The sequence below is a fragment of the Nostoc spongiaeforme FACHB-130 genome, assembly GCF_014698475.1.
Classification (GTDB): domain Bacteria; phylum Cyanobacteriota; class Cyanobacteriia; order Cyanobacteriales; family Nostocaceae; genus Nostoc_B; species Nostoc_B spongiaeforme.
This window is the reverse complement of the sequence record NZ_JACJTB010000017.1, coordinates 60035-76927: the sequence shown is the minus strand read 5'-3', so window position 1 is coordinate 76927 and position 16893 is coordinate 60035. Positions and strand designations below refer to the sequence as shown.

Annotated in this window: 14 protein-coding genes; 13 read left to right on the top strand and 1 reads right to left on the bottom strand. The window is 39.7% G+C overall.

What is annotated here, in order from left to right:
- The first annotated feature begins 167 nt into the window (after window positions 1-167).
- The 13 genes from modA (at window position 168) to H6G74_RS14690 (ending at window position 15902) form a co-directional block, all read left to right on the top strand.
- The gene (modA, locus tag H6G74_RS14750) at window positions 168-986 is read left to right on the top strand and encodes a molybdate ABC transporter substrate-binding protein (protein WP_190968384.1); all 819 of its coding nucleotides are present in this window, start codon (window positions 168-170) and stop codon (window positions 984-986) included.
- Window positions 987-1309: 323 nt separating this feature from the next.
- Window positions 1310-3121, top strand: coding sequence for a molybdate ABC transporter permease subunit (modB, locus tag H6G74_RS14745; protein ID WP_190968383.1), 1812 nt, complete (start codon window positions 1310-1312; stop codon window positions 3119-3121).
- Window positions 3122-3962: 841 nt separating this feature from the next.
- A complete protein-coding gene (gene ndhL, locus H6G74_RS14740) occupies window positions 3963-4175 on the top strand; it encodes an NAD(P)H-quinone oxidoreductase subunit L (protein ID WP_190591695.1) in 213 nt (70 codons plus the stop codon).
- Between the two features lie 24 nt (window positions 4176-4199).
- On the top strand, window positions 4200-4514 hold the full coding sequence (locus H6G74_RS14735; RefSeq protein ID WP_190968382.1) for a DUF3007 family protein: 315 nt from the start codon (window positions 4200-4202) through the stop codon (window positions 4512-4514).
- A gap of 75 nt (window positions 4515-4589) precedes the next feature.
- On the top strand, window positions 4590-5387 hold the full coding sequence (gene trpA, locus H6G74_RS14730; protein WP_190968381.1) for a tryptophan synthase subunit alpha: 798 nt from the start codon (window positions 4590-4592) through the stop codon (window positions 5385-5387).
- Between the two features lie 370 nt (window positions 5388-5757).
- On the top strand, window positions 5758-6396 hold the full coding sequence (locus tag H6G74_RS14725; protein WP_190968380.1) for a cell division protein ZapB: 639 nt from the start codon (window positions 5758-5760) through the stop codon (window positions 6394-6396).
- An 868-nt stretch (window positions 6397-7264) separates the two neighbouring features.
- Window positions 7265-7429 (top strand): hypothetical protein, encoded by a 165-nt coding sequence (locus H6G74_RS14720; protein WP_190968379.1) that lies wholly within the window; start codon window positions 7265-7267, stop codon window positions 7427-7429.
- Between the two features lie 195 nt (window positions 7430-7624).
- Window positions 7625-8953, top strand: a complete 1329-nt coding sequence (locus tag H6G74_RS14715) for a tetratricopeptide repeat protein (RefSeq protein WP_190968378.1) — start codon at window positions 7625-7627, stop codon at window positions 8951-8953.
- A 346-nt stretch (window positions 8954-9299) separates the two neighbouring features.
- Window positions 9300-10055, top strand: coding sequence for a peptidylprolyl isomerase (locus H6G74_RS14710; RefSeq protein ID WP_190968377.1), 756 nt, complete (start codon window positions 9300-9302; stop codon window positions 10053-10055).
- Between the two features lie 677 nt (window positions 10056-10732).
- Window positions 10733-11362, top strand: a complete 630-nt coding sequence (locus H6G74_RS14705; RefSeq protein ID WP_190968376.1) for a helix-turn-helix domain-containing protein — start codon at window positions 10733-10735, stop codon at window positions 11360-11362.
- Window positions 11352-14081 (top strand): peptidase domain-containing ABC transporter, encoded by a 2730-nt coding sequence (locus H6G74_RS14700; protein ID WP_190968375.1) that lies wholly within the window; start codon window positions 11352-11354, stop codon window positions 14079-14081. The genes H6G74_RS14705 and H6G74_RS14700 overlap by 11 nt, the downstream gene beginning before the upstream one ends.
- Before the next feature lie 172 nt (window positions 14082-14253).
- Window positions 14254-15768 (top strand): HlyD family efflux transporter periplasmic adaptor subunit, encoded by a 1515-nt coding sequence (locus tag H6G74_RS14695; RefSeq protein WP_190968374.1) that lies wholly within the window; start codon window positions 14254-14256, stop codon window positions 15766-15768.
- Window positions 15765-15902, top strand: coding sequence for a hypothetical protein (locus H6G74_RS14690; protein ID WP_190968373.1), 138 nt, complete (start codon window positions 15765-15767; stop codon window positions 15900-15902). Before H6G74_RS14695 ends, H6G74_RS14690 begins: the two co-directional genes overlap by 4 nt.
- A 65-nt stretch (window positions 15903-15967) precedes the next feature.
- Here H6G74_RS14690 and trmB read toward each other — a convergent pair whose 3' ends face one another.
- Window positions 15968-16606 carry a tRNA (guanosine(46)-N7)-methyltransferase TrmB gene (gene trmB, locus H6G74_RS14685; RefSeq protein WP_190968372.1) on the bottom strand — a complete coding sequence of 213 codons (639 nt, stop codon included), beginning with the start codon at window positions 16604-16606 and terminating at the stop codon, window positions 15968-15970.
- Window positions 16607-16893 lie beyond the last annotated feature (287 nt).

Sequence of the window (16893 nt, the reverse complement as noted above, 5' to 3'; positions counted from 1 at the left end):
GAGAAGTCGGGGATCTGAACAGATGTAATCATTGCCGGGTAATAGGTTAAGATGTGGAATTCTTCGTTACAGAAATTCCAGATTTTCGTGTATTTAAATAATTTACTGTTATTTACCAACTTTTTCCGTGTTAGGTTGGTAAATAACAGATGAATTAAACACTGGCAATGAGTTTTAAACGCATTTTAGCTTTTAGTTGTTGGTTATTGTTCGCTTGCCTATTAGTTGTTGGTTGTAATCAAGCAAATACACCCAACTCAGCCACAACTGCTAGTCCAACAGCCCAAACCACAACTTTAACTATTTCAGCCGCCGCTAGTCTCAAAGATGCACTCGACGCAATCAAACCAATTTACAATCAGGCAAAACCAAGCGTGAACCTAGCTTACAACTTTGGTTCATCGGGTGCTTTACAGCAGCAAATTGAACAAGGTGCAAAAGTTGATGTTTTTATCTCCGCCGCAACTAAACAAATAGATGCACTGGATAAAAAGGGTTTGTTAGTTGATGGTACAAAGAAGGATTTATTAAAAAATCAACTAGTATTAATTGCACCACAAAACTCTACAAATATATCAGATTTTCAAGATTTAGCTTCACCTCAAATTAAGAAAATTGCTTTAGGTGAACCAAAAAGTGTCCCTGCGGGACAGTATGCTCAACAAGTTTTGACTTCGTTAAAACTTGCTGACAAACTCAAAGGGAAGGTTGTTTACGCTAAAGATGTACGCCAAGCTTTAAATTATGTAGAATCCGGTAATGTTGATGCTGGTTTAGTTTATCTTTCCGATGCCAAAAGTAGTTCAAAAGTTAAAGTGATAACTACTGCACCTGAAAATAGTCATTCTCCTATAGTATATCCTATTGCAGTGATTAAAAGTAGTAAAAATATTGATGTTGCTAAAGATTTTGAGCAGTTTTTATCTAGTAATAATGAAGCTAAAAATGTATTTGAAAAGCAGGGATTTGTGTGGGCTGGAAGTTGATTTTAGAGGTTGGTTCGACTGGGAGCATCCACTTTTGGAAGAAACACCGGGCGATTGGAAATCGCGGCTACACAAACCAAGTCCGCCTACGCGGACTATCTCAAAACCCGCGCAGGCGGGTTTAGTTTGTATAGCCCCAGACTTCAGTCTGTTCGCGTAGCGTGCGCCTTAGCGCAGGGCTATTTGCCGAAAGTGGATGCACACGGTTCGACTTCGCTCACCAACCAGATGCAAGATTTGGAATACATCAAGTAATAAAATATTGCTGCTATTTTTTGTCATTATCTCTTTGTAAAAGTTGAAAATATTTGATTATATAAACTATGCCACAGGATTTATCACCGCTTTGGATATCGCTCAAAACTTCGTTATTGGCAACATTTATTACTTTTTTTGTGGGCATTGCGGCGGCTTATTGGATGCTCAGTTATCAGGGTAAGGCTAAATCTTTAATTGAGAGTATTTTTGTTGCGCCGCTAATTTTGCCACCAACAGTTGTAGGCTTTTTATTACTGTTATTTTTTGGTAAGAATGGGCCTGTGGGGAAATTCATGGAGCCTTTTGATTTCACGATTGTTTTTACTTGGTATGGTGCAGCGATCGCAGCGACGGTGGTTGCTTTTCCATTAATGTATAAAACTGCCCTGGGTGCTTTTGAACAAATTGATGGTAATTTGCTAAGGGTGGCGAGAACCCTTGGTGCAAGTGAATCGAGAATTTTTTGGCGAATTAGTTTACCTTTAGCCTTACCGGGCATTCTAGCAGCGACGACCTTGGCTTTTGCCCGTGCTTTGGGTGAATTCGGTGCAACCTTAATGCTGGCTGGGAATATTCCTGGACAAACCCAGACGATTCCAATGGCGATTTATTTTGCTGTGGAAGCAGGCGCAATGGATGAAGCTTGGTTTTGGGCGATCGCAATTATGGTAATTTCCCTGTCGGGGATTATTGCGGTGAATTTTTGGCAAGAAGTCAAAGAAAAGGGAAGACGCAAGGAAACAGGAACAAGAAAATCAGAAAAACGAGTCGCTCAATCTTATACCGTGTCTGCGCCAACTTCCGAAATCGGACTGTTTATAGACATTGAAAAAAAATTACCCAGTTTTCATTTGCAAATTTCCTTTAGTACCAACGAACAACCACTAGGCTTGTTGGGCGGTTCCGGCGCAGGTAAAAGCATGATTCTGCGTTGCATTGCGGGAATCGAAACCCCAACTAGAGGGCGGATAGTGTTGAATGGTAGAGTCTTGTTTGATTCTGAAAAAGGCATTAATGTACCTAGCCGCGATCGCCGCATTGGTTTTTTAGTCCAAAATTATGCTTTGTTCCCGAATATGACAGTGGCGGAAAACATCGCATTTGGCTTACCCAAGGGATTATCTGCGTCAAGTGTGCGCGTGCAAATCGAAGCACAACTCATAGCAATGCAGTTATCAGGATTGGGCGATCGCTATCCCCACCAACTTTCCGGCGGTCAACAGCAACGGGTGGCTTTAGCCAGAGCCTTAGCCAGTCAACCAGAAGCATTACTTCTCGATGAGCCATTTTCCGCCCTCGATACTCATCTGCGGAGTCAATTAGAACAGCAGATGACCGAAACTTTAGCAGATTACCAAGGTGTGGCTTTATTTGTCACCCACAACATGGATGAAGCTTACCGCGTTTGTCCAAATTTATTAGTCTTGGAACAAGGTCAAGCAGTTCATCATGGTTCCAAATATGAAATTTTCGAGCGTCCTGCTAGTGTGAGTGTGGCTCAATTAACTGGCTGTAAAAACTTGTCTCGCGCTGTCGTTCAACAAACGCAAACAATCCAAGCCCTAGATTGGGATTGTCATTTGCAAGTTGTCCAACCAATTCCTGATGAACTCTCTCACGTCGGGATTCGCGCTCATCAACTAATCTTTTCTTCGGATGAATCTCCAGTTAATACCTTTCCCTGTTGGTTAGTGCGAACCAGTGAAACACCCCATCGAATGACATTATTTTTAAAACTACACACTACCCCCAATAATCCGCAAGACTATCACCTACAAGCTGAGGTATTCAAAGAGAAATGGGTCAATATCAAAGACCAACCTTTCCCTTGGTATGTGCGTTTAGACCCTCTGCGTTTGATGTTGATGGAAAACTAGTATTGTTTACTCAGCGTTTAAATGGATTTTTGCGCTGTGTGGATGCAGAAAACAAATAAGTTAGACCTTAAGATTTGTTGATTTTTAACTTTGTACAATTAAGCCTGCTTAGTATTAACTAAGCAGGCTTTGTTTGATTTTGTTTTTTAATGGGGGTGGAGGGACTTGAACCCTCACGACCGTTTAAGGTCAACGGATTTTCATTCTCTTGCAGCTTTCACTACTACCTAGCAGTTTTACCCACTTTTAGGTTTTGAGAATTGGACTCTCCCTTTACCCTCGCCTTTACGTTAGGGTAGCTCCCGTCGAGTCTCTGCACCTTCCTAAAACTTTGAGTTTAAATTTACTCAGCACTTTTAACTCAGTACTTGTTTTAGGCTTGGCTCAGGATTGCCTTGTCTGGAAACAGATTTAGGTTTCCCTGAGTTTGAGAGCTTCCACTTGAAGAATTTCTTCATCAAGGCTCAGTTGTCTAAGTCCGTAGCGTCTGCCATTCCGCCACACCCCCAAGTTTACTTAGGAGTCAGTTATTTTTTGGAGGTAACAAATACCCCCTCATCTATTCCACCATCAATTGTGCATTTTGTGAACTAGGTAAAAAAAATTTTGTCTGTGTTTGGCGATCGCAATGTTTTCTTAGCAATCTCTCACTTCGGACAAGCATCTTTACCTTGGTGTTACAAGTACACACATCAGACACTGGCTTTGCTATTGTAGCACTCTCCGAAAATTTGTCTAGTAAAAGTGCAGAATTTTTGGAAAGTTACATAAAATAGGACTCTTCAGCCTATGATGAAAAACAGATGCACCAAATGGCCTTGTCTACAAAGAGAGAAAACCTATGATCGTAGCCCTGCTGTATCTGATTTTGGCTGGCGCTTATTTATTAGTCCTTCCTGTGGCTGTAATGTTTTACATGAAGCTGCGATGGTATGTGGCTACTTCTATTGAGCGTGCTTTTATGTACTTTTTGGTTTTCTTCTTCTTTCCCGGTTTGTTGGTTCTGTCGCCCTTTGTAAACCTGCGACCACAACCGCGCAAAATTGAAGCTTAACAAGATTGGTAGGTCATAACTCTCATGCGACGCATCGACGCTCTTGTAATTGGTTTAGGCATTTTTATTGCTGGTGGCTTGGCTTATGTGGGATTACAACTTGTGGGCTTAGATGCTCAACAAGCTGGGATATGGAGCCAAGCTGTGCTAGTGGTGATTGGCTTGGTTGGTTGGGTAAGCACTTATGTTTACCGCGCTGTGAATAAAAATATGACCTACCATCAGCAACGGGAAGACTATGAACAAGCGTTTTTCCAAAAGCGGTTGGAAGAACTTACGCCAGAAGAACTAGCCAAAATTCAAGCCGAGGTTGAACAAGAAAAACAATCTCAGGTTTAAAGTGATCATTTTATGAGTCAATAGTCAATAGTCATTGCTTTTGACTGTTGACCCTTGACTTTTGATTTTTGACTAATGACTGCCATTTCCGATCGCTTTGAAACCTTAAAACGGAATCAAGAGTGCGCTCTGATTCCGTTTATTACTGCTGGTGATCCAGATTTAGCAACCACCGCATCCGCTTTGAAAATTTTAGATAGTAGCGGTGCTGACTTGATTGAATTGGGTGTACCTTATTCTGATCCTCTGGCGGATGGGCCAGTGATTCAGGCGGCTGCTACCCGCGCTTTGCAACAGGGAACGAAGTTAGAAGACGTTCTGGAAATGTTGCAAGATATTACCCCCAGCTTGCAAGCGCCAATTATTTTGTTTGCTTATTACAACCCAATTCTGCACCGGGGGATTGAAAATTTTCTCCAGCAAATTGCAAAGGCTGGGGTGTCAGGATTGGTAGTACCTGATTTACCTTTAGAAGAAGCGGCTGGCTTGCTCAAACCTGCTGGCGAAATCGGGATTGATTTAACTTTATTGGTAGCGCCTACTAGTTCTACTGATAGAATCGAAGCGATCGCCCGTGCTTCCCAAGGATTTATTTATTTGGTGAGTGTGACTGGTGTAACTGGGATGCGATCGCAAATGGAAACACGAGTATCTGATTTACTCCAACAAATTCGTAATGTTACTCATAAACCCATCGGGGTGGGTTTTGGAATTTCTCAAATTGAACAAGCCCGTCAGGTCAGAGATTGGGGAGCGGATGCCGCAATTGTTGGTAGTGCTTTTGTCAAACGTTTAGCAGAAGGTACTCCTGAAGAGGGATTAAATGCGATCGGTCAATTTTGCCAAAGCCTAAAAGCTGCTCTACGCACTTAATCGAGAGTAGGGATTTAGTTTCCAATCTAAAATCCCCAAACTGTATCCACTTCTGGAATACAGTCAATCTAAAATCCAAAATCCAAAATCTAAAATTGTTTGACCGTTGACTTTTAACTCATGACTTTCTTGCCACCTCAGAAAAAGTAGATTAAGAATGTATAACAGTATAGTTTTTTTACCCTAATTTAGTAGACAATTCGACCTTTATGGTCTTGAATATTAACAGCAGATGGCAGGCTGTAAAAAAACTAGCTGATACTGTCGCTTATACTTTAAGTGTTTAGGTGAATTTTAGTAAGTAAAAGATTATGAGTGTGAGAGTGTGTCAGTCACAAAATAATTACGTCGCAGCTGAGGGACAAAAGCGATGAGTGAAAGTATGGCATTTATCGGTGGAGTCGCTGTGGCTGGGCTGGCGGCGCTTGTTTTGCTCAAGGGAGCAAATAATCCCTTACAACCTAACTTTACTGTCACCCCCCAAATGCCCACTGTAGTTGCACCCCAGCTACAGCCACCTGTGCAGTATCCATCTAATTACGGACAACCTTATCCCAACCCTCAGCCACCTACTGCATCCAACCCTGAGCTACGTGCAGAGTTTGAGCAATTAAAAGCTGAATTAAATCGTTTAAGAACCGACAATGAACAGCTAAAAGGGGCAAACCAACGACTATTGGACAATCAAAACGCCCAACAGTTGTTATTAGCACAGCAAAATAGCCAAAAAGCTGCATCTGAAGTATTACAACCTCAAAACGCTTGGTGGACTTCACCAATTGTTTGGGCTGTGGGAGGCGCAACGTTGACTGTTGGTGGCGGTATTGTAGTTGCTGGAGTATTGGCTTTATTTGGGCCGCGCAGCCGTCCGACTCGTACAGTGCAGGTAATTCATCCCTATCAAGGTTCAACTCCGCCTTTAGTTCCTGTCAGAAGAGCTGAATTTCTCCCCCCTTCTCGTCAAGAAGCTAGACGAGTTGAAGCGCCAGAATACGACGAAATGCACTAGTACAATAAGGCAAAAGTAAAAGGTCAAAAGGAAAAAGAAGGAATAGTGAGTCATACTACCAGCCTTTTAGTAATTCCAGATGGTCTGTTTATTTACGCCAATCTATACTAGTCAGGACACAGGAATTCAGAAATATAGAATTCAGCAGACTTCACCCACCCCAGGATGAAGCTTTTACAAAGAATCAAATTTAATACTCATTTTGCCTATCAAGAGCAAGGTTTGAAACTTAATATTTTCAGATACTCAAAGACGATTTCGTGATAAATTCGTTATAGACGCTGGCTCTGAGTTCTGAATTCTTATTTAGAAAATGCTTGCCTTGTTAGATAAAACATTTAGATAAAGCATGAGGTGAAGTTTTTGCCTTGATGCTTAATTTTTTTTATTTTTGTTCTAATGGTAATCAAAAAAATAAGTTTCTCCCTGATCTTCCTTGTTAGCAGATAATGGGAGATTTTTTGCTTGGAAGTCCCTAATGAGAATCAGCTAAGGACAAGAGAAGGAAGAAAAAGAGACATAATTAATTCTATTCTGCCGACATACTGCACTAATAATACCGTTTCTTGATGAAGATGCTATTTATCGAGGCTCAGATACCCGACTTCTTAGAGAAGTCGGGTATCTTTTGGTTCAGGAATGATTTAAATTAGTTCTTGTTCTTCTGCTCCAGCCTAAATTTTTTGTACCTTAATTAGTAAATATCAACTTAAATTTTTAATTTTAGCTCCAGAAAATGCGATATTTATGTCCCAATTCATACCGGACTTTCCCTTGCATTCCAAGATTCAAGAAAGCATGATGTTAATAGGAAGAGACAAAACAAAGTTTCTTCGTCAAAACAACTTGAATCTTGAGGTTTATTATCATGGCTGAAATTAAAATTACCCAACTGAAATCTGAAAAAGCTGCTGATGAAATCGTTGACTTAAAGTCTAAATCTGCAAAAGATTCTCCAGAGTTTACAGCTTTCACAACTGTACGTGGTGGTGTAGCTTTTGCAGTTGCTAAATGGTCTTCTTTCTTAGCGTAAGATAGGAAAAATTTCCCAAATAGTTCTGAAATACACAATCTTGGTTGCTGATTTCAGAACTATTTTAAAAGCAACTTTTCACAGTGACATAGTTAATTTTATAACCGAATGTCACTGTGATTCATCTCATGTCTACCTACTTGATTTTTGTAGTGGTGCAATAACTACATAATAATAAACATCAGGAGAGATATTATGCTAACTCTTAATAGTTCACCTATTGCTTGGTTAAATCGACAATATTTTGATTTAGGCCCCCTCAATGGCGGTAAACCTCATCATTATGGAATTGAATTTAGTTATAATAGTTTAATTAATAACACTACGCTTCCCTATACAGTTCAAGTTAATGTCTCGCCTTTCTTTCGAGAATCTCTGGTAAAAGAAACTGGAATGTTTCAATACCATGTTAATCATCCACTACAGTTAGCAAAAGAATTACGCACTGAGCGTTGGGAAAAGCTTTGTGATTATTTATCTAACTATCAAGAATTACCCAATATCACCAAATTACGGGTGATGAATTTATTGCGAAGCTTGTGCTTTCATCGAGTCGTAAAAGAGTATATCCCAGAAATATCTAGTGATGAAATTGCCAGTAATGTGGAACTTGCTACTCTTGCATGGTGTAGGGCGCTTTCTAGCTTAATTACTCACTTTGACGATCGCACCTTTGATTATATTCAAGAAATTGCTGCGATCGCTACTCATGCACCATCAGGAAGTAAGGTGAAAATCAACGCTGGCTTACAAATGGTAGTTGAATATTCCAAAATATTTGGCGATTTAGCTGCGGCTGAGTTTTGGCGTGAAGAAGTTACCAAAGATATTGAAATATTAAGACCTTCACTCAATGAGTTTGAATATAACTTGTTGATGAGTATGTACTATCGTTCTGTTTCTTTTGTGCCGTTTTTACGCAGAGATAAACAGAAGGTAGTTGAAGAAATGGATTTATGCGAGTCTCACGCCAGAAGTTTAAATCCTGAGAATGAATTGCAACAAATTGTTGCACGCGAAAATCTCAGCTTGTGTATGGAAAGCCGTTCTAAAGAGTCTATATGGCTAAAGGATCTCGATTTAGCAGAAGAACGAGTACGTCTGATAGTCCAACTAGAGCCTCTAGAACCGAGATATCATTTAGAATTGGCGGAAGTTTTAACCAAACGTGGCAAACTTGAAGAAGCCGCCAAAGTTTATCGTTCTGCTACAAGATTAGGCCCTCCAGGAACTCCAGTAGCTTGGTTTATGGCTGGTCAATGTCATGAAAAAATGGGTGAATTAGAATTAGCTAGTGATTGTTATCTGGCTTCTCTAGAAATCGAACCAGAAGCTATCTCAGTTGTTCAACACTTAGCTAATATAGCGCCTAGTTTGGGAAATCCCGGACTGATAAATTGGAGTAATTTACGTTTAGCAGAACTGGAAGAACAAAAGCAACAATTACAACCAAAAGCCGCGCCTAACTTCCAAAGTGAATCCTTGTCTGCATTAAAGCGATCGGCTGATAAAGTATTAGTTTAAGATGACAATTAACACATATTTTGCACCTAGCCCCGACGAATGGAATTCGCGGCTATAAAAACGAAGTCCGCCTACGCGGACTAACGTAAAATTAAGGGTTTTGTCTTTCCAGCCACGACTTCAGTCGCTTGGTGCAAGATGTGAATCAAGCTATGGCAGTTCTCAATGATTAGTAATTCTATTTGTCAGGCTAAACTGCCATACTATACTCTTACAAATTTATCAATCAAAGAGAACTGCTATAGCAATCTTAAGTAATTTACAAACATCTCTACCTTGTCTTCCTGTCCTCCCTTGTCTCTTTCATTGACATATCAAATAAAACTGTTACATATCCCTATTTAAAATGACAGACGCTATTTTAATTACCAGTCAGGATATTTTACATCAACTAAAACTATCTTGTAAGCTGCCAGAAATTATTGAGCAAATTACTGCTGATCATATTGTGAAAGCTGTTGCTTTAGAAAATGGAATTAAGGTAGAAACAGAGGAATTGCAACAAGCAGCAGATAAAATACGATTAGCTAACAATCTTGATAGTGCGGCTGAAACATGGCAATGGCTGGAAAAAAATTATCTGTCTCTTGATGATTTTGAAAAAATTACTTATAGTAGTCTCATTTTTGGTAAGTTAGCAGCACATTTGTTTGAAAATAAAGTTGAAGAATACTTTTTTGCACACCAACTCGACTATGCTGGTGTGATTATGTACGAAGTAATTTTAGAAGATGAAGATTTAGCCTTAGAACTTTATTACGCTATTAAAGAAGGTGAAATTAGCTTTTATGAAGTGGCTCACCAATATATCGAAAATATCGAATTACGTCGTGCTTGTGGATATCGTGGGTTAGTTCGTCGACGAGATTTATTACCAGAAATATCTGCGGCTATTTTTACAGTTCAGCCTCCCCAACTTCTCAAACCAATTTTTACATCAAGAGGAATTCACTTGATTTTGGTGGAGGAAATTATTCAGCCAGAGTTAAATGCTCAATTGCGCCAACAAATTGTGGCATATTTATTTGCAGAATGGCTGAAGCAGCAAACGCAGCAAGTTACATATCAGCTTCAGCTTGAGTCTGTAGGTAGTGCTATTTGATATCTGAACAATCAAGGTAAGAGAGAGTTAGGAGAGACAAGGGAGAATTGGGACTTTGTGTACAACTTACTTATCTACAACAACTGATAAATTGCATCTTCATCCAAAAAGGCTTTCGGATAAACTGCTTTTATTTATACTTTACTTAGTATAAATATGTTATGACGCATATAGACATTCATGGAAAACCATGTTTATCATATTGATATCAATTTGTAAATAATAGTGATATAAAAATTAGTTTTAAATCTAAATATCGAAGCTATTTAACTGCGGAATCATCTTCTGAAAAAGTATCTAGGTTCAATTAAGGAATCTAGCAAAGCCAAGTCTAGCAAGCAAATCTAGCTAGAAATGTGTTTGTGATGAAGATAAATTTAAGGAGTTAATTTGATAAATTTTTGGGACATAAATGTTTCAGTTTATGTCCCAAAAAATTTTGTGCAAAGAAGCGATCGCCTGATCGTCTGCACCAGAGATATCACATAGATTTCATCGTTGAATGACAATTTCATTGAGAAAAATATTTAATTGTTTTTACGGAAATTTATTTTTTGTATATGTATTTATAGCCCGGTGCAATTTAATCTGCACTGCTGATTGTTATTTACCTGCTGTCTAATTTGCATTGGGTAAATAACAACAAACATACCAATTTGTAGTGCATTTTTACCGTTATGTCGTACAACCAAGCACAATATGACATTGACAGAGCGCAAGCTCCTACAGGTAAGTATTTAACAAAGTTTCAACGCAAACTACTGCAAGAAAATTTGCAAAAAGATTTATCTGATTCCTATCGTCAGCGCATTGAAATTATGTTGTTGACAGATGAAGGAAAGTCACAAACGGAAATTTGTCAAATTTTGGGATGTTGTGCGGCTACAGCACGACATTGGATGCACATTGCGCGAATCGGTATGGCGCATCAATGGCAAGATTTCCCTATTGGTCGCCCAAAAGCAGTGAACGAGCAGTATTTAGAGCGATTGAGAGAACTTGTGAGTAATAGCCCCCGCGACTATGGCTATTCTTTTCGGCGCTGGACAGTTAACTGGCTGCAAAAACATCTCGCCAAAGAATTAGGGATGGAAATTAGCGATCGCCATATTAAGCGACTCCTGAAACAAATGGGGTTATCTACATTACCAAAATCCCAAAATGCTGAAGCAACTCAACCTCAGCCAACTCATGGTGCCAAAATTTTGATTAAAGATTTGCGATCGGCAAGATTAACCGATGATAGCGACTTTTCGCCGATGAAGTTCACAAAATTAGGAAGAAATGTAGATATCTATGGTGCATAATCTATCCGTTCAGTTGATCACTCCCGAACAACTCAACGAGACTTTGGGCTGTTCCCTATCGGTAGAAGAATTTCAGTACTGTCTTCAACAAGCTAAATCCCTAAATCCAAAAGTTGGTAAATTCTGGCAAGGTGCAAATGTAGAACCTGGTATCTATATTGTGGTGACAGGTAAAGTCAGGCTACTAGATGATGTTGATGAATTAATTGCCACATTAGAAACAGGAACTTCCTTCGGGGAATTTACCTTATTTCCAGAAGCTAACCTCACACCATATTCTGCTAGGGCTTCTGTTAATTTGCAACTATGTTTTATTCCTGGTGATGTGTTGCAGTCATTGATGGCTAAACACCCACAAATGCGGGATCATCTCTGGACTAAAGCCTTATCCCGTTCGCCACAACCAACCAGCGCAGATACTTCTTCTCTTCAGACATCTGAGGTACATCCACATCATCAAATAGATATTGTTGCGCCGCCTATTGAACCTCCAGACAGCAAAAAGATTAGTAAAGCTTATTTTCCCAACCCTAGCCAACGAGTCGGACATTTATGGCAGAGGGTAACTCGACGCTATCCGTTTTTTGCTCAACAAAGTGCTTCTGACTGCGGTGCTGCTTGTTTGGTGATGGTGTCGCGTTATTGGGGTAAACGTTTTAGTGTGAATCGTTTACGAGATATCGCTAATGTTGACCGCAACGGTGCATCATTGCGAGGCTTAGTCATGGCGGCGGAAAGCCTCGGTTTTAACACTAGACCGGTGAAAGCTAGTTTTAATCAGTTAGCCAAGCAAAAATTACCTGCGATCGCTCATTGGGAAGGCAAACATTATATAGTTGTTTACGAAATTACCCCCAACGATGTGATTATTGGCGACCCCGCCATTGGGCAAAAAACCCTCAGCCACAGCGAATTTAAAGCTAACTGGACTGGTTATGCTTTGCTGTTGCAACCAACAGCTGCTTTTAAAGATGCCAAAGAAGCCTCTACACCTTTTTGGCAATTTTTTGGATTAATGAAACCTCATTCGTTGGTGATAGTTGAGGTGTTGATTGCTTCTGTATTCATCCAAATCTTTGGGTTGATTACCCCGTTATTTACCCAGTTAATTTTAGACCGTGTGGTTGTGCAGCGATCGGAACTGACATTAACAGCCGTGGGTTTAGGGTTGCTAATGTTTAACTTGTTTCGCGTCGCTATGATGGGGTTACGTCAATATCTCTTAGACCACACAGCCAACAAAATTGACTTAGTATTAATTGTTGGTTTTATTCGCCATACATTGCGGCTACCGTTGAGTTTTTTCGAGTCGCGTTATGTAGGTGATATTGTCTCCCGTATTCAAGAGAACCGCAAAATTCAAAGATTTCTTTCTGGTGAAGCATTATCTATTTTATTAGATTTATTCACCGTCTTTATTTATGTCGGTTTGATGTTTTGGTATAGCTGGCGTATGGCTTTGCTAGTATTAATCATTGTGCCGCCATTCGCCTTATTAGCATTAATCGCCACACCATTTTTACAGAGAATTTCGCGGGAAATATTTAATGCTGTTGCCAAAGAAAGCAGTTACTTAATTGAAGCTTTAACTGGTGTGCGAACAGTCAAAGCTACAGCAGTGGAAAAAAATGTGCGTTGGCATTGGGAAGAGTTATTAAACCAAGAAGTTAAAACAAACTTCGCCAGCCAAGTTATTAGTAATCGACTGCAAATTATTAGTAATACAATTCAAGCCTTGGTAACTACTGCCTTGCTCTGGTTTGGGGCGCACTTGGTAATTCAAAATCAATTAACAATTGGGCAGTTGGTAGCATTTAATTTGCTTTTAGTCAATATTATTACCCCATTTCAAAGATTAACCGTTTTGTGGAACCAATTGCAAGAAGTCGTGATTGCTGTAGAACGGATTAATGATGTTTTAGATGCCGAGCCAGAAGAAGATTTACAACATCAATTAAGGCAAAATATCCCCCAACTCCAAGGTAGTATCCGGTTTGAAAATGTGACCTTTCGCTATCATCCAGATAGTGATGTGAATATTTTAGAAAATCTTTCCTTTGAAATCAAACCAGGGCAGATGGTAGCTTTAGTAGGGCGGAGTGGTTCAGGTAAAACTACTATTTCCAAGTTAGTTTTAGGGTTATATCCGCCTACTGATGGCAAGGTCTTAATTGATGGACAAGATATTACTAGTATTTCCTTAAGTTCTCTACGTTCTTGTGTGGGAGTAGTTGACCAAGATACCTTTTTATTTGGTGGCACAATTCGAGAGAATATTAGTTTAGGATATCCAGGAGCAACCTTAGCAGAATTAATCGAAGCTGCTAAATTAGCTGGTGCTGATGAGTTTATTAAAAAGCTGCCATTGGGATATGAAACTCAAATAGGTGAAGGTGGTGGGTTGTTATCTGGTGGACAGCGACAGCGAATTGCGATCGCTAGAGCTTTGTTAGGTAATCCACAGCTATTGATTTTAGATGAAGCTACCTCCCATTTAGATACTGAATCAGAAAGAATTATTCAACAGAATTTAAATAAGATTCTCAAAGGAAGAACCACATTAGTTATCGCCCACCGCCTTTCTACAGTACGAAATGCAGATTTAATTTTAGTCCTAGATCGAGGGCTATTAATTGAAAGTGGAACTCATGCAGAACTAATGGCTAAACGTGGACATTATTTCTATTTAAATCAACAGCAAATGCAAATTAATGCTTAGTTCTTAGTCATTGGTAATCATAATTTACGCAAGATTATGAAAAAACTAACCGCAAAGGATGCAAAGGACACGAAGTTATAAGAGTTTGAGAGAGTTATTACATAAGTCTGAATAATTTGTGACTTGTTTAATTATCTCTTCATTTATAACCCCTAATCTCCCAGGAAAAACTATGACAAATACATTGAATGGTAAAGTATCACATTCAAAAGATATATCTGAACCAGAAATTATCGAGGAAACTGTATTACCAAAAACTGATGATTGGTCTGATGTTACCAGAGAAACTCTTGATAACTTACCCCAAGTTTGGACGCGAGGAATACTCTATTTGTTAGTTGTGTTTGTCTCGATAATTCTTCCTTGGACAATGTTTGCTAAAATTGATGAAACTGGTACAGCGACAGGTAGAGTAGAAACTCAAGATAAAACAGTTAAACTCGATGCGGCTGTTGCGGGAACGGTTGCAGAAATTCGAGTCCAAGAAGGAGATACAGTCAAAGCTGGGCAAACTTTATTAATATTAGACTCGGAATTAGTCAAATCAGAATTACAACAAGCCCAAGATAAATTAGAAGGACAGTTAAATCGACTCACGCAGTTAAATTCTGCAAAAAATCAACTTTTGGTTTCTTTAGCTACCCAAGAGCAACAAAATCAATCACAACAATTAGAAAAACAAGCACAAATTGAGCAATTTCGCCAAAATCTTCAACTATCTACTAATACTTTTAATTTACAAAAAGCCGCAGGCATAGCGCAATTAAATCAAGCGAAGCAAACTATTATCCAAAACGAAAAAGCGAAAAAGTTAGCGGAAGTCAGCTTGGCGATCGCCCAACGCGAACTAGAGCGTTATCAAAAAGCCTTTAAAGACGGAATTGCGGCGGAAGTTAACGTTGTGGAAAAAGAAGATGCTCTCCAAGAACGAATAAAACTATATGAACAAACAAAGGCAGATATTCAACAGGCAAAATTACGTTTAACTGAACAACAAAGTAGTTATGAACGGAATATTCGCCAAGCAAATGCCGAAATTGAACAAGCACAGTTACGGCTAAAAGAACAAGAAAGCAGTTATCAAACTTTAACTCGTTCTGGTAAACTAGCCATTTTAAGAATTGCCGAACAACAAAAAAATCTCGAAACTGAAATTACATCTTTACAATCAGATATCGCTCAAACTAAAAGTCAAATTACAGCTTGGCAATTTCAATTACAACAAAGAGAAATTAAAGCTACTAGCAACGGAATTTTATTTCAACTACCAATCCAAAAACCTGGAGCCGTTGTTCAATCTGGAACAATGTTAGCAGAGATAGCACCTGCAAATTCACCTTTTATCATTCGCGCCACAATGGCCACAACAGAAAGTGGTTCTTTACACACAGGATTACCAGTGAAACTAAAATTTGATGCTTATCCATTTCAAGATTATGGCGTAATCTCAGGTGAGCTAATTAAGATTTCTCCTACTACTACAGAAATAGACACACCCAATGGCAAAGTTGCCGCTTATAACTTAGATATTGCCCTCAAACAAACTTGTTTACCTGCTGCTAATAAATGTATACCCTTGCGTCCTGGTGATACAGCCACAGCCGAAGTCGTTATCCGCCAACGCCGAATCATCGATTTTCTACTTGATCCATTTAAGCAGTTGCAACAAGGAGGGGTGAAGCTTTGAGAAGCCAGGAGTTGAAAGCAATTAAGCACCTAGCCCCGACGAATGGAATGCGCGGCTATAAAAACGTAGACGCACAAGCGGCTTCCCGCAGGGTAGTCCGCGTAGGCGGACTAACTGAACATAAAGGGTTTTGAACCCGCGTAGGCGGGTTTAGTTTGTATAGCCCAAGACTTCAGTCTGAAGGGCTATTTGCTTAATATCACCCTTGTTTCACAAATAAAGCGCGATAAACTGGTTCACCTTTATTTTGAGTCGCAATTTCTCGTTCTGTAGGGACTGGTAGGGGATTTTCGGTTAACCATTCATCTGTACCGACTTTTGTAAAAGCTGAGTTTTCGGTAAAGCGATCGCACATTTCCACGGCGATAAACTTCATATCTGATTGCAGAAATACAACTCCACCCACTGCTAAATATTCTGCTAATTCTGCCACTAGTTCTGGTTGGACTACACGCCGTTTAGCATGACGAGTTTTAAACCAAGGATCAGGAAACTGAATTGTCACCCGTTGTAAAAGTCCGGGTGCTAAACCAGATAACAGAGGTTGCAAGGAGTTGTTCGCATTGCAGTACAAATAATACAGGTTGGTTAAACCCAACTCAGAACGCAACTGATTCGCTTCGACTACCAATGGTTCCCGAATCTCTAAACCGAGAAAATTCCAGTTAGGTTCTACCTGCGCCATTTGCAACACAAATCTACCTCTAGCACAACCAATATCTAAATGTAGTGGTTGGTTTGGTTGTGCATAGACCTTTTCCCACTCTAGGGGATTAACTGGTGTACGATATTTGCGGGCTAATGGGTTAACGTGTTGGCGGACTCTCACAGGTGCCAAAGCTGATACTCCTCGTCAGGACATGCAGATAGAAAATTAAGCATACAATTATATATTAAATTTAATTAACTCCCCTTCGGACGAGGCAGCTATGCTGAGAGCAGAAGGCTGTGGTTCGACAGGCTCACCAATCAGGGAGGATATTTAATCAATGGTAAAGCCTTTTTGTCTCGCCCATTTGGGTTTAAGTCCGGCGCTCTAATCTGAGATTTGGCGGGCTTCCCTACGGGAACGATGAGAGGTGGGTTTGAATCCTCCTCTCATCGGCATCCAAAACACCTATACCC

Coding starts and splice junctions, on each gene's coding strand:
- ndhL (WP_190591695.1), top strand. CDS start 3,963: ATGATCGTAGCCCTGCTGTATCTGATTTTGGCTGGCGCTTATTTATTA.
- trpA (WP_190968381.1), top strand. CDS start 4,590: ATGACTGCCATTTCCGATCGCTTTGAAACCTTAAAACGGAATCAAGAG.
- H6G74_RS14735 (WP_190968382.1), top strand. CDS start 4,200: ATGCGACGCATCGACGCTCTTGTAATTGGTTTAGGCATTTTTATTGCT.
- H6G74_RS14695 (WP_190968374.1), top strand. CDS start 14,254: ATGACAAATACATTGAATGGTAAAGTATCACATTCAAAAGATATATCT.
- modA (WP_190968384.1), top strand. CDS start 168: ATGAGTTTTAAACGCATTTTAGCTTTTAGTTGTTGGTTATTGTTCGCT.
- H6G74_RS14700 (WP_190968375.1), top strand. CDS start 11,352: ATGGTGCATAATCTATCCGTTCAGTTGATCACTCCCGAACAACTCAAC.
- H6G74_RS14720 (WP_190968379.1), top strand. CDS start 7,265: ATGGCTGAAATTAAAATTACCCAACTGAAATCTGAAAAAGCTGCTGAT.
- modB (WP_190968383.1), top strand. CDS start 1,310: ATGCCACAGGATTTATCACCGCTTTGGATATCGCTCAAAACTTCGTTA.
- H6G74_RS14725 (WP_190968380.1), top strand. CDS start 5,758: ATGAGTGAAAGTATGGCATTTATCGGTGGAGTCGCTGTGGCTGGGCTG.
- H6G74_RS14715 (WP_190968378.1), top strand. CDS start 7,625: ATGCTAACTCTTAATAGTTCACCTATTGCTTGGTTAAATCGACAATAT.
- H6G74_RS14710 (WP_190968377.1), top strand. CDS start 9,300: ATGACAGACGCTATTTTAATTACCAGTCAGGATATTTTACATCAACTA.
- H6G74_RS14705 (WP_190968376.1), top strand. CDS start 10,733: ATGTCGTACAACCAAGCACAATATGACATTGACAGAGCGCAAGCTCCT.